Origin of the sequence: Micromonospora sp. WMMD1082 (assembly GCF_029626175.1) — a bacterium.
Taxonomy (GTDB): domain Bacteria; phylum Actinomycetota; class Actinomycetes; order Mycobacteriales; family Micromonosporaceae; genus Micromonospora.
Genome location: NZ_JARUBM010000002.1, coordinates 3,402,455 through 3,415,241 on the forward strand (window position 1 = coordinate 3,402,455; position 12,787 = coordinate 3,415,241).

The following is a 12,787-nucleotide window of genomic DNA, read 5'->3' on the forward strand; positions in this document are numbered from 1 at the left end:
GGAACGGCAATGGGTATCGAGGAGAAACTTCCCGCCGGCGTCCTGCTCACCTCGGTGGAGAAGCTGGTCAACTGGTCGCGCAAGTCGTCGGTCTGGGGCGCCACCTTCGGCCTGGCCTGCTGCGCGATCGAGATGATGGCCGCCGGTGGTCCGCACTACGACATGGGTCGCTGGGGCATGGAAGTCTTCCGGGCCTCGCCCCGGCAGGCCGACCTGATGATCGTGGCCGGCCGGGTGAGTCAGAAGATGGCCCCGGTGCTGCGCCAGATCTACGACCAGATGGCCGAGCCCCGCTGGGTGCTCTCCATGGGCGTCTGCGCCAGCAGCGGCGGCATGTTCAACAACTACGCCATCGTGCAGGGCGTCGACCACGTCGTGCCGGTCGACATGTACCTCCCGGGCTGCCCGCCCCGGCCGGAGATGCTCATCGACGCGATCCTCAAGCTCCGCGAGAAGATCGGCCACGAGCCGCTCGGCCCGAACGGCCGCAAGATGCAGGCGGCCCGCGAGGCGCGCGGTGACGTGCCGGTGGTGCCGTACGGCTCGATGCCGTCGTCGTACCGCAGCGACAAGGCCCGGCGGGCCGAGTGGACGAAGGCCGTCCGCGAGGGCCGCGAGGAGCAGCTGCGGATCGAGAACTGGATGAAGGCCCAGAACCACCTCCACCCGTACGGGGGGATCAAGTGACTGACGAGAAGCCGACCACCGGCGGCGTACCGATTCCGGTGACGCCGGCCGGGGCGACCAGCGGCGCACCCGCCGAGTTTCCGCCGGCCGCACCGGCCGGCCGGGGCATGTTCGGCAACCAGGGCAGCGGCGACGTCTCCGGATTCGGTGGCCTGGTCCGGCAGCACCGGGCGATCGAGGACACGCCGCGCCCGTACGGCGGCTACTTCGACGAGGTCCACGACGCGCTGGAGGAGGCGTACCCGGCCTTCGGCGAGGCGATCGAGCACGTGGTGGTCGACCGGGGCGAGCTGACCCTGCACATCCGCCCGGAGCGGATCGCCGAGGTCTGCCAGGTGATGCGGGACGATCCGGCGCTCCGCTTCGAGCTGCTCTCCTCGCTGTCCGGGGTGGACTATCTGGGCGCCGACGAGCGCCGGCTGCACGTCGTCTACCAGCTGACCTCGATGACCTACCGGCGGCTGATCCGGCTGGAGGCGGCCGTCTCCGCCGAGGAGCCGCACCTGCCCAGCGTGACGGCCGTCTACCCGACGGCCGACTGGCAGGAGCGGGAGACGTACGACATGTTCGGGGTCATCTTCGACGGTCACCCGGCGCTGACCCGCATCCTCATGCCGGACGACTGGGAGGGCCACCCGCAGCGCAAGGACTACCCCCTCGGCGGCGTGCCCGTGGAGTACAAGGGCGCCGAGATCCCGCCGCCCGACAAGCGGAGGTCGTACCAGTGAGCGCGAGGAGTGCAGCGCAGCGGAGCCCCGCAGTCGCGAACGAAAGGCCGGCACCGTGAGCACCTCGAACTACGCCACCGAGCGCGAGACCAGCGAGGGTCGGGTCTTCAACGTCACCGGTGGGGACTGGGACGACGTCGTCTCGGGCGTCGACCCGATCAACGAGGGTCGGATCGTCGTCAACATGGGTCCGCAGCACCCGTCCACGCACGGCGTGCTCCGGTTGATTCTGGAGCTGGAGGGCGAGACGGTCCGGGAGGCCCGCTCGGTCGTCGGCTACCTGCACACCGGCATCGAGAAGAACCTGGAGTACCGCAACTGGGTACAGGGTTCGACCTTCGTGACCCGGATGGACTACCTCTCCCCGATCTTCAACGAGACGGCGTACTCCCTCGCGGTGGAGAAGCTGCTCGGCATCACCGACGACGTGACCGAGCGGGCCAACACCATCCGGGTGCTCATGATGGAGCTGAACCGGATCTCCTCGCACCTGGTGTGGCTGGCCACCACGGGCATGGAGCTGGGCGCCATCTCGATCATGCTCTACGGCTTCCGGGAGCGCGAGTACATCCTGGAGATCTTCGAGCTGATCACCGGCCTGCGGATGAACCACGCGTACGTCCGGCCGGGCGGGGTCGCCCAGGACGTGCCGGACGAGGCGATCGTCAAGATCCGCGAGTTCCTGAAGGTCATGCCGAAGCGGCTCAAGGAGTACGAGGATCTCCTCTCCGGCCAGCCGATCTGGTTGGAGCGGACGCGTAACGTCGCGGTGCTCGACGTGACCGGCTGCGTGGCGCTCGGCGTCACCGGGCCGGTGCTCCGCTCGGCGGGCCTGGCCTGGGACCTGCGCAAGACGATGCCGTACTGCGGCTACGAGACGTACGAGTTCGACGTGCCGACGCACACCGACGGCGACGTCTGGGGCCGGTACCTGGTCCGGATGGCCGAGATGCGGGAGTCGCTCAAGCTGGTCGAGCAGGCGCTGGACCGGCTCAGGCCGGGCCCGGTGATGGTGGCCGACAAGAAGATCGCCTGGCCGGCGCAGCTGGCCATCGGCGTCGACGGCATGGGCAACTCGCTGGAGCACGTCGCCAAGATCATGGGCCAGTCGATGGAGTCCCTGATCCACCACTTCAAGCTGGTGACGGAGGGCTTCCGGGTGCCGCCGGGCCAGGTCTACGTCGGCATCGAGTCGCCCCGCGGCGAGCTGGGCGTGCACGCGGTCTCCGACGGCGGGACCCGGCCGTACCGGGTGCACTACCGGGAGCCGAGCTTCGTCAACCTCCAGGCCCTGCCCGCGATGGCCGAGGGCGGCCTGATCGCCGACGTGATCGCCGGCGGCGCCTCGCTGGACCCCGTCATGGGAGGTTGTGACCGGTGACTGTCTTCACTGACGAGACGCGGACCAGGGCACGGGAGATCATCGCCCGCTACCCGGCGGACCGGTCCCGCTCGGCCCTGCTGCCCCTGCTGCACCTCGTGCAGTCCGAGGAGGGTTACGTCTCCCCGGCCGGCGTGGCGTTCTGCGCCGAGGTGCTCGGCCTGAACAAGGCCCAGGTCGGCGCGGTCGCCAGCTTCTACACGATGTACAAGCGCCGGCCCACCGGCGACTGGCTGGTCAGCGTCTGCACCAACACCATGTGCAACGTGCTCGGTGGCCAGGAGGTCTACGACACCCTCGCCGAGCACCTGGGCGTCGGGCACGACGAGACCACCGCCGACGGCAAGGTCACGCTGGAGCACGCCGAGTGCCTGGCCGCCTGCGACTACGGCCCGGTGATGACCGTCAACTACGACTTCTTCGACGGCGTCGACCCGCAGGCCGCGGTCGGGGTGGTCGACGAGCTGCGCGCCGGTGGCCGGCCCACGCCGAGCCGGGGCGCCCGCCTCTGCACGCTCAAGGAGATGGCGATCCAGCTCGCCGGCTTCGCCGACCCACGCGAGGGCGCGGTCGCCGACGGGGTGCCGGGCGAGCCGAGCCTGCGCGGCCTGCGGCTGGCCCAGCAGCACGGCATCTCGGCGCCGGGCTTCGACCCCAGCACCCCGATCCGCAGCGGCCAGGCCGGTGACAAGCCCGCACCGGCCACCCCGGCCAAGGCGGCCCCGACCGGCAGCACCGCGCCCGACGTGCCGGCACCGGACCGCAAGTCGCCGCAGGTGCGTACCGCGGAGACCCGGCAGCCGGACGCGAAGACCGCCGTGCCGGACGCCCCCGGCACCAAGGTCCCGGTCGACGGGACGCCGCCCGGACCGCGCGACGCCCAGGCGGCGGAGGCCGCCGGGGCGGCGGCCAACCGGCCGGCCGGTGACGCCAAGCCCGCCGGCGACGACGCCGAGGCGCAGGAGCGCAACCTCAGGGAGGCGGAGTCGACCGGCCGAGGCCAGGGCTCCGCGAACGACAAGGGGGCTCAGAAGTGACCACGCCCGCGCCGCAGACCCTGGCCAAGCTGACGCCGGTGCTCACCAAGCGCTGGCTGTCGCCCGACGCCTGGCGGATCGGCACCTACGAGAGGCTCGACGGCTACGCGGCGCTGCGTAAGGCGATCAAGGCGCACCCGGACGACCTGATCCAGCTGATCAAGGACTCCGGGCTGCGCGGACGCGGCGGTGCCGGCTTCCCCACCGGCCTGAAGTGGGGGTTCATCCCGCAGGGCGACGGCAAGCCGCACTACCTCGTGGTCAACGCCGACGAGGGCGAGCCGGGCACCTGCAAGGACCTGCCGCTGATGACCCACGACCCGCACTCGCTGGTCGAGGGCGTGATCATCGCGTCGTACGCGATCCGGGCCAACCGGGCCTACATCTACATCCGCGGCGAGGCCGTGCACGCGGCCCGCCGGCTGCGCAACGCGGTGAACGAGGCGTACGCCAAGGGCTACCTCGGGCGGAACATCCTCGGCTCGGGCTTCGACCTGGAGCTGGTGGTCCACTCCGGTGCCGGTGCGTACATCTGCGGGGAGGAGACGGCGCTGCTCGACTCCCTGGAGGGCTTCCGGGGGCAGCCCCGGCTGCGCCCGCCGTTCCCCGCCACCCACGGCCTGTACGCCAGCCCCACCGTGGTCAACAACGTCGGCACCATCGCCAGCGTGCCGTACATCGTGCTCGGTGGCGCGGACTGGTGGAAGACCATGGGCACGGAGAAGTCCTCCGGGCCGATGATCTACTCGCTCTCCGGTCGGATCGTCCACCCCGGCCAGTACGAGTGCTCGCTGGGTGTCACCCTGCGCGAGCTGCTGGAGCTGGCCGGCGGGATGCAGCCCGGCCACAACCTGAAGTTCTGGACCCCGGGCGGGTCGTCCACGCCGCTGCTCACCGCCGAGCACCTGGACGTCCCGCTGGACTTCGAGGGGGTGGCTGCCGCCGGCTCGATCCTCGGCACCACGGCCACCCAGATCTTCTCCGACCAGGACTGCCCGGTCTACGCGACCTACCGGTGGCTGGAGTTCTACCACCACGAGTCGTGCGGCAAGTGCACCCCGTGCCGGGAGGGCAACTACTGGATGGTCCGGGTCTACCGGCGCATCCTCTCCGGCACCGGCACCCACGACGACCTGGACACCCTGCTCGACACCTGCGACAACATTCTCGGCCGCTCGTTCTGCGGCCTCGGTGACGGCGCCACCAGCTCGGTGACCTCGTCGCTGCAGTACTTCAAGCAGGACTACCTCGACTACATCGAGGGACGGACCGCGCCGAAGTTGTCCGACAAGCAGTTGGTGGGAGCCCACTGATGCGAGTGCGAGGAGTGAGCGGAGCGAGCCCCGCAGCCGCGAGCGAAAGGCGAGCACAGTGACGGACGTTGCCAAGTCGACCGACACGGTCACGCTCACCATCGACGGCGTCGAGGTCACCGCCCCGAAGGGGGCGCTGCTGATCCGTGTCGCCGAACAGATGGGCACCGAGATCCCCCGGTTCTGCGACCACCCGCTGCTGGCGCCGGCCGGCGCCTGCCGGCAGTGCCTGGTGGAGGTGGAGGGGCAGCGCAAGCCCGTCGCCTCCTGCACCCAGACGGTCGCCGACGGCATGGTGGTCCGTACCCAGCTCACCTCCCCGGTCGCCAAGAAGGCGCAGGAGGGGATCATGGAGCTGCTGCTGGTGAACCACCCGCTCGACTGCCCGATGTGCGACAAGGGCGGCGAGTGCCCGCTGCAGAACCAGGCCATGTCGACCGGTCGCAGCGACTCCCGCTTCCACGAGCACAAGCGGGAGTACCCGAAGCCGCTGCCGATCAGCACCCAGGTGCTGCTCGACCGCGAACGGTGCGTGCTCTGCCAGCGCTGCACCCGGTTCACCGAGGAGATCGCCGGCGACAAGTTCATCGACCTGATGAACCGCTCCTCCGCCGAAGAGATCAACATCTACCGGGACGAGGAGTACGGCGCCGAGGGCGAGGAAGGGGACGTCCCCTTCAACTCGTACTTCTCCGGCAACACCGTGCAGATCTGCCCGGTCGGCGCGCTGACCGGCACCCAGTACCGGTTCCGCGCCCGCCCCTTCGACCTGGTCTCCAGCCCGAGCGTCTGCGAGCACTGCTCGGCCGGCTGCGCCCAGCGCACCGACTGGCGCCGGGGCAAGGTGCTGCGCCGGCTGGCCGGCGACGACCCGCAGGTCAACGAGGAGTGGAACTGCGACAAGGGGCGGTGGGGCTTCCAGTACGCTCGCGCCGCCGACCGGCTCACCACCCCGCTGGTCCGCGACGAGCGCACCGGCGAGCTGCGGGAGGCGTCCTGGAGCGAGGCGCTCAGCGTCGCGGCCGAGGGGCTGCGCGCGGCCCGGGACGCGGGCCAGGGTGCCGGGGTGCTCACCGGCGGTCGGCTGACCGTCGAGGACGCGTACGCGTACGCCAAGTTCGCCCGGGTCGCACTGCACACCAACGACATCGACTTCCGGGCCCGCCCGGTCTCCCGCGAGGAGGCCGACTTCCTGGCCAGCACCGTCGCCGGCAGCACCGACGTCACCTACACCGACGTCGAGAACGCCCCGGCCGTGGTGCTGGTCGGGTTGGAGCCGGAGGAGGAGTGCCCGATCCTCTTCCTGCGGCTGCGCAAGGCGTACCTGAAGAACAAGCTCAAGGTGTACGCGATCGCGCCGTTCGCCACCCGGGGTCTGGAGAAGCTCGGTGCCAAGCTGGCCCGGGTGGTGCCGGGCGAGGAGGCCGGGGTGCTCGCCGAGCACGCCACGGTCGCCGAGGCGCTCGGCACCGAGGGCGCGATCCTGATCGTCGGCGAGCGGCTGGCCACCGTGCCGGGCGGCCTCTCCGCCGCCGCCGAGGTGGCCGCGCGTACCGGGGCGAAGCTGGCGTGGGTGCCGCGCCGCGCCGGTGACCGGGGTGCCGTCGACACCGGCTGCCTGCCCAACCTGCTGCCCGGCGGGCGCCTGGTCACCGAGCCGGCCGCCCGCGCCGAGCTGGGTGAGGCGTGGGACATCCCGGCCGGGGTGATCCCGAGCCAGGCCGGTCGGGACACCGACGGCATCCTCGCCGCCGCCGCCGCGGGCCAGCTCGGCGCGCTGGTGGTGGCCGGGGTCGACCCGGCGGACCTGGCCGACCCGCGGCTGGCCGAGCAGGCCCTGGACGCGGTGCCGTTCCTGGTCAGCCTGGAGCTGCGGGCCAGCGCGGTGACCCGCCGGGCGAACGTGGTCCTGCCGGTCGCCCCGGTGGTCGAGAAGGCCGGCAGCTTCCTGGACTGGGAGGGTCGGCTGCGTCCCTTCGACGCGGTGCTGGACACGGCCGCGATGACCGACGGCCGGGTGCTCGACGCGCTCGCGGCCCAGCTGGACGTGCGGCTGGGCACCGGGGACGTGCTGACCGTCCGGCGCGAGCTGGGTGGCCTGCCGGCGACCCGGGTGGCGCCGCCCGCCGCCCCGTCGGTCGCGCCGGCACCGGTGCCGCAGCCGGGCGCCGGCGAGGCGGTCCTGGCGACCTGGCACCAGCTGATCGACCTGGGCAGCCTCACCGACGGCGACGAGCACCTGGGCGGCACCGCCCGCCCGCCGGTGGTCCGGCTGGGTAAGGGCAGCGCGGAGGCGCTCGGTGTGGCCGACGGTGACCCGGTGACGGTGGGCACCGACCGGGGGGCGCTGACCCTCCCGGCGGCGATCACCGAGATGCCGGACGGCGTGGTCTGGCTGCCCACCAACTCGCCCGGCGCGACCGTGCGCCGCAGCCTGGGCGCGAGCTCCGGCGCGGTGGTGCGGGTCTCCGCACCCGGCGCGACCGGGCCGGTCGCCGCCGACGCGGCCGGCCGGCCGGGCCCGATACTCAACTCCTCCGGGGGTACGGCATGAACTACCTCGCCCAGGCGCCGTCGCTGAGCGACTTCGGCCACGACCCGTGGTGGCTGATCCTCGGCAAGATCGTCTTCGCCTTCCTGGTCGCCCTGCTCGGCACGCTGCTCGGCGTCTGGTTCGAGCGCCGGGTCGTCGGCTTCATGCAGGTGCGCCCCGGCCCCAACCAGCTCGGCCCGTTCGGTCTGCTGCAGACGCTCGCCGACGGCCTGAAGATGGCCTTCAAGGAGGACATCCTCCCGCGCTCGTCGGACAAGGTCATCTACTTCTTCGCCCCGGCCATCTCGGTGATCTGTGCGGTCACCGCGCTGTCGGTGATCCCGTTCGGCCCGATGGTGAGCATCTTCGGTCACCAGACGCCGTTGCAGGTCACCGACGTGCCGGTGGCGGTGCTGGTGGTGCTCGCGCTCTCGTCGATGGCGGTCTACGGCATCGTGCTCGCCGGCTGGGCCTCCGGCTCGACGTACCCGCTGCTCGGCGGTCTGCGCTCCAGCGCCCAGCTGATCTCCTACGAGGTGGCGCTGGGGCTGTCCATCGTGGCGGTGTTCATGCTCGCCGGCACGATGTCCACCAGCGAGATCGTGGCCGCGCAGGGCAACGGCATCGAGCTGAACGTCTTCGGCTTCAACATCGACGGCCCCGGCTGGTACGCGCTGCTGCTCTTCCCCAGCTTCGTCGTCTTCTTCATCTCCATCGTCGGCGAGACCAACCGGCCGCCGTTCGACCTGCCGGAGGCGGAGTCGGAGCTGGTGGCCGGCTTCATGACGGAGTACAGCTCGTTGAAGTTCGCGCTGATCATGCTCAGCGAGTACGTCGCGATGGTGACCATGTCGGCCTTCACCGTGACGCTCTTCCTCGGCGGCTGGTACGCGCCGTGGCCGATCAGCGCCTGGTCGGGGGCCAACTCCGGCTGGTGGCCGCTGCTCTGGTTCTTCGCCAAGGTGATCGCGCTGGTCTTCGTCTTCGTCTGGCTGCGGGGCACGCTGCCCCGGCTGCGGTACGACCAGCTCATGCGCCTCGGCTGGAAGGTGCTGATCCCGGTCAGCCTGGTCTGGATCGTGTTCCTCGCCAGCTGGCTCAAGGTGCAGAACTGGGAGCGCAACGACCGGCTGGTCCTGTTCGGGGTCGTCGGCGGCGTGCTGCTGATCGCCTCGCTGTTCTGGCCGAGCCGCAAGCCGCAGCCGAAGCCGACCCTCGCCGAGCAGGTCGACAACCGGCCGCAGGGCAGCTTCCCGCTGCCCCCGCTGGATCTCCAGGTACCACCGAGCCCGCGCACCCGGCGCATGGTCGCCGAGCGGGAGCCGGCCAACGCTCCCGCCGGCCAGGACTCTGAGGAGGTGTGACGTGGGCGCGATCACCGGAACGTTCAAGGGCTTCGGGGTCACCTTCTCGCACATGTTCAGGAAGGTCGTCACCACCGACTATCCGTTCACCCCGCCGAAGCCGGCGCCGCGCTACCACGGGCGGCACATCCTCAACCGGCACCCGGACGGGCTGGAGAAGTGCATCGGCTGCGAGCTGTGCGCCTGGGCCTGCCCGGCGGACGCGATCTACGTCGAGGGCGGCGACAACACCGACGAGCAGCGCTTCTCGCCGGGTGAGCGGTACGCCAGCGTCTACCAGATCAACTACGCCCGGTGCATCTTCTGCGGGCTCTGCATCGAGGCCTGCCCGACCCGCTCGTTGACCATGAGCAACGAGTACGAGCTGGCCCGGGACAACCGGCAGGACCTGATCTTTACCAAGGAGCAGCTGCTGGCGCCGCTGCTGCCGGGGATGGAGCAGCCGCCGCACCCGATGCGCCTGGGCGAGAGCGAGAAGGACTACTACATCGGCAGCCTCACCAACCCGGGCACCTCCGCCGGGGCGGAGCGCTCCCCGATGGGTCCGGGCCGCTACCAGATCGACGAGCATCCCGGCGTCACCTTCCCCGGTGCCGAGCAGGCCGCCCAGCGCGCCGAGGCGGAGAAGGGAGAGACGGCATGACCACGTCGACGCTGCTCGCCGCCTCCGGTGCGGTCTCCGGCGGCGAGGCGGTGACCTTCTGGATCCTGGCCCCGCTCGCGCTGGCCGGCGCGATCGGCATGGTCGCGGCCCGCAACGCGGTGCACTCGGCCCTCTGGCTGGTGCTGACCATGCTCAGCCTGGGCGTGTTCTACGTGCTCCAGGCCGGGCCGTTCATCGGCATGGTGCAGATCATCGTCTACACCGGCGCGATCATGATGCTCTTCCTCTTCGTGCTGATGCTGGTCGGCCGCGAGGCGTCGGACTCACTGATCGAGGTGCTGCGCGGCCAGCGGATCGCGGCGATCGGGTTGGGCCTCGGCTTCGCCGGCCTGCTCGGCAGCGGGATCTACCGGGCCACGCAGGGCGTCACCCCGGTCGGGCTGGAGCAGGCCAACGCCGGCGGCAACGTGCAGAGCATCGCCCGGTTGCTCTACACCGACTACGTCTTCGCGTTCGAGCTCACCGCCGCACTGTTGATCACCGCGACCATCGGCGGCATGATCCTCGCGCGCGTGGAGCGTCGCAAGGAGGACAGGCACGACCAGGTGGCGACCATGAAGGCCCGCTTCGCGCCCGGCAACTACCCCGGCCCGAAGCCCGGCCCGGGCGTCTTCGCCACCTCCTCGTCGGTGGCCACCCCGGCCCGCCTGCCGGACGGGCGGCTGAGCGACCGGAGCACGCCGGACATCCTGCCGGTCCGCGAGCTGACCGCCGAGGAGACCACTCTGAAGGGCACTGAGAAATGAGTGACTTCTTCTCGGTCGAGCCGAACTACTACCTGGTCCTCTCGGCGGTGCTGTTCACCATCGGCGCGGCCGGGGTGCTGGTCCGGCGCAATGCGATCGTGCTGTTCATGTGCGTCGAGCTGATGCTCAACGCGGCCAACCTGGCACTGGTCACCTTCAGCCGGATGAACGGTGACCTCAACGGTCAGATCATGGCGTTCTTCGTGATGGTGGTGGCGGCGGCCGAGGTCGTGGTCGGGCTGGCCATCATCATGGCGATCTTCCGCACCCGACGCTCCGCCAGCGTCGACGACGCCAACCTGCTGAAGTACTAGAGGGGCCCACCGGTGGACGAAATCGTGACGTACGCCCAGGCCGCTCCGGCCGAGACCGTCTCGTACGCGACGGCCGACGGGCTGCTGAGCAGTGTCTGGCTGCTGGTGGCGATCCCGCTGGTCAGCGCGGCCGTCCTGCTGCTGCTCGGGCGGCGGGCCGACCGCTGGGGGCACTGGCTCGGGGTGGCCTCGGTCGGTGCCGCGTTCCTGCTCGGCCTGAGCTACTTCCTCGGCCTGCGCGGCCTGGAGAACAAGTCCGTCGAGCTGAGCCTCTGGGACTTCATCGTGGTCGGCGGGCTGCACGTCGACTTCGGGCTGCTCTTCGACCCGCTGGCCGGGGTCTTCGTCCTGCTGATCACCGGCGTGGGCTTCCTGATCCATTTGTACGCGGTCGAGTACATGGCGCACGACGAGGGCCGGCGGCGGTTCTTCGCCTACTTCAACCTCTTCGTCGCGGCCATGCTGCTGCTGGTCCTCGGCAACAACTACGTGATGCTCTACTTCGGCTGGGAGGGCGTCGGTCTGGCGTCGTACCTGCTGATCTCCTTCTGGTACACCAAGCCGGCCGCCGCGACCGCCGGCAAGAAGGCGTTCCTGATGAACCGGGTCGGCGACGCCGGCCTCGCCATCGGCATCTTCATCATGTTCGCCACCCTGGGCACCACCCAGTACGACGAGGTGTTCAGCGGGGTTGGGGCGCTGGCCGGCGGCACCGTGCTGGTGCTCGGCCTGCTCCTGCTGCTCGGCGCGGCCGGCAAGTCCGGCCAGTTCCCGCTCCAGGCCTGGTTGCCGGATGCGATGGAGGGCCCGACCCCGGTGTCGGCGCTCATCCACGCCGCGACGATGGTCACCGCCGGCGTCTACCTGATCGCCCGGTCGAACCCGATCTTCTCGGCCAACTCCACCCTGCAACTGGTGGTGGTCAGCGTCGGCGCGCTGACCCTGCTGATCGGCGCGATCATCGGTTGCGCCAAGGACGACATCAAGCGGGTACTGGCCTGGTCGACGGTGAGCCAGATCGGCTACATGTTCCTCGGCGTCGGCCTGGGCGGCGCGGCGTACGCGCTGGCCATCGTGCACCTGCTGGCGCACGGCTTCTTCAAGGCCAACATGTTCCTCGGCGCCGGCTCGGTGATGCACGGCATGAACGACCAGGTGGACATCCGCCGCTTCGGTGGCCTGTCCCGGTACATGAAGATCACCTGGCTGACCTTCGGCGCCGGCTGGCTGGCCATCATCGGCATGTTCCCCTTCTCCGGCTACTTCTCCAAGGAGCCGATCATCGCCGCGGCCTTCGAGCGGGAGGGGTGGACGGCCTGGTTGTTCGGCGGGGCGGCGGTGCTCGGTGCCGCGCTGACCGCGTTCTACATGACCCGGCTGTTCGTGCTCACCTTCCACGGCCCCAAGCGCTGGACCACGGACATCGAGCACCCGCACGAGTCCCCGCCGCTGATGACCGTTCCGCTGATCCTGCTCGGCGTCGGCTCGCTGGGCGCCGGCTGGCTGCTGGCCACCTCCGTCCCGGACTGGCTGACCGCCACCGCCGGGCTCGGCGCGGCGGAGGCGCACCACGAGGCGGTGCTGCCGCACTGGGCGATCGTGGTGTTGTCGCTGGGCGTCACGGTCCTCGGTGCCGCGCTGGGCTGGCTGTTGTTCCGCAACGGCACGGCGACCGCGCCGCAGCCGGCCGGGGTGCTGGTCACCGCCGCCCGCAAGAACCTCTACACCGACGCGGTGAACGAGGCGGTCTTCGAGAAGCCGGGCATCTTCCTCACCCGGGCACTGGTCTACCTGGACAACCGGGGCATCGACGGGCTGGTCAACGGGCTCGCCGCGGGGGTAGGCGGTGGATCGGGCCGGCTCCGGCGGCTGCAGACCGGCTTCGTCCGGTCGTACGCCACCTCGATCCTGACCGGCGCGCTGCTGGTGGTGGCCGCCTTCCTGGCCGTACAGGCGGGGTGGTTGGCGTGATCGACCTCAAGAGGCCGACAGCCTCTCAGGCGGCCGTCGCCGACGGACC

At 70.7% G+C, this 12,787-nt stretch carries 11 protein-coding genes; all 11 read left to right on the plus strand.

Annotation, left to right across the window (positions count from 1 at the left end; translation table 11 throughout):
• Nucleotides 1–9: 9 nt before the first annotated feature.
• The 11 genes from O7615_RS15720 to nuoL are packed head-to-tail and all read left to right on the plus strand — an operon-like array spanning nt 10 to nt 12,738.
• On the plus strand, nt 10–687 hold the full coding sequence (locus tag O7615_RS15720) for an NADH-quinone oxidoreductase subunit B (RefSeq protein ID WP_278178370.1): 678 nt from the start codon (nt 10–12) through the stop codon (nt 685–687).
• On the plus strand, nt 684–1,415 hold the full coding sequence (locus O7615_RS15725) for an NADH-quinone oxidoreductase subunit C (protein ID WP_278178371.1): 732 nt from the start codon (nt 684–686) through the stop codon (nt 1,413–1,415). The genes O7615_RS15720 and O7615_RS15725 overlap by 4 nt, the downstream gene beginning before the upstream one ends.
• Nucleotides 1,416–1,470: 55 nt before the next feature.
• Nucleotides 1,471–2,796 carry an NADH-quinone oxidoreductase subunit D gene (locus O7615_RS15730; protein ID WP_278178372.1) on the plus strand — a complete coding sequence of 442 codons (1,326 nt, stop codon included), beginning with the start codon at nt 1,471–1,473 and terminating at the stop codon, nt 2,794–2,796.
• A complete protein-coding gene (gene nuoE, locus O7615_RS15735) occupies nt 2,793–3,833 on the plus strand; it encodes an NADH-quinone oxidoreductase subunit NuoE (protein WP_278178373.1) in 1,041 nt (346 codons plus the stop codon). Before O7615_RS15730 ends, nuoE begins: the two co-directional genes overlap by 4 nt.
• Nucleotides 3,830–5,146, plus strand: coding sequence for an NADH-quinone oxidoreductase subunit NuoF (gene nuoF / locus O7615_RS15740; protein WP_278178374.1), 1,317 nt, complete (start codon nt 3,830–3,832; stop codon nt 5,144–5,146). The genes nuoE and nuoF overlap by 4 nt, the downstream gene beginning before the upstream one ends.
• 58 nt (nt 5,147–5,204) lie before the next feature.
• Complete coding sequence (locus O7615_RS15745; protein ID WP_278178375.1) at nt 5,205–7,700, plus strand: NADH-quinone oxidoreductase subunit G; 2,496 nt, start codon at nt 5,205–5,207, stop codon at nt 7,698–7,700.
• Complete coding sequence (gene nuoH, locus O7615_RS15750) at nt 7,697–9,043, plus strand: NADH-quinone oxidoreductase subunit NuoH (protein ID WP_278178376.1); 1,347 nt, start codon at nt 7,697–7,699, stop codon at nt 9,041–9,043. The genes O7615_RS15745 and nuoH overlap by 4 nt, the downstream gene beginning before the upstream one ends.
• A 1-nt stretch (nt 9,044) precedes the next feature.
• Nucleotides 9,045–9,686 (plus strand): NADH-quinone oxidoreductase subunit NuoI, encoded by a 642-nt coding sequence (nuoI, locus tag O7615_RS15755; protein WP_278178377.1) that lies wholly within the window; start codon nt 9,045–9,047, stop codon nt 9,684–9,686.
• Nucleotides 9,683–10,453: an NADH-quinone oxidoreductase subunit J gene (locus O7615_RS15760; protein ID WP_278178379.1), complete on the plus strand. Its 771-nt coding sequence runs from the start codon at nt 9,683–9,685 to the stop codon at nt 10,451–10,453. Before nuoI ends, O7615_RS15760 begins: the two co-directional genes overlap by 4 nt.
• On the plus strand, nt 10,450–10,767 hold the full coding sequence (gene nuoK, locus O7615_RS15765) for an NADH-quinone oxidoreductase subunit NuoK (protein WP_092381049.1): 318 nt from the start codon (nt 10,450–10,452) through the stop codon (nt 10,765–10,767). Before O7615_RS15760 ends, nuoK begins: the two co-directional genes overlap by 4 nt.
• Nucleotides 10,768–10,779: 12 nt before the next feature.
• Nucleotides 10,780–12,738 carry an NADH-quinone oxidoreductase subunit L gene (nuoL, locus tag O7615_RS15770; protein ID WP_278178382.1) on the plus strand — a complete coding sequence of 653 codons (1,959 nt, stop codon included), beginning with the start codon at nt 10,780–10,782 and terminating at the stop codon, nt 12,736–12,738.
• Nucleotides 12,739–12,787 lie beyond the last annotated feature (49 nt).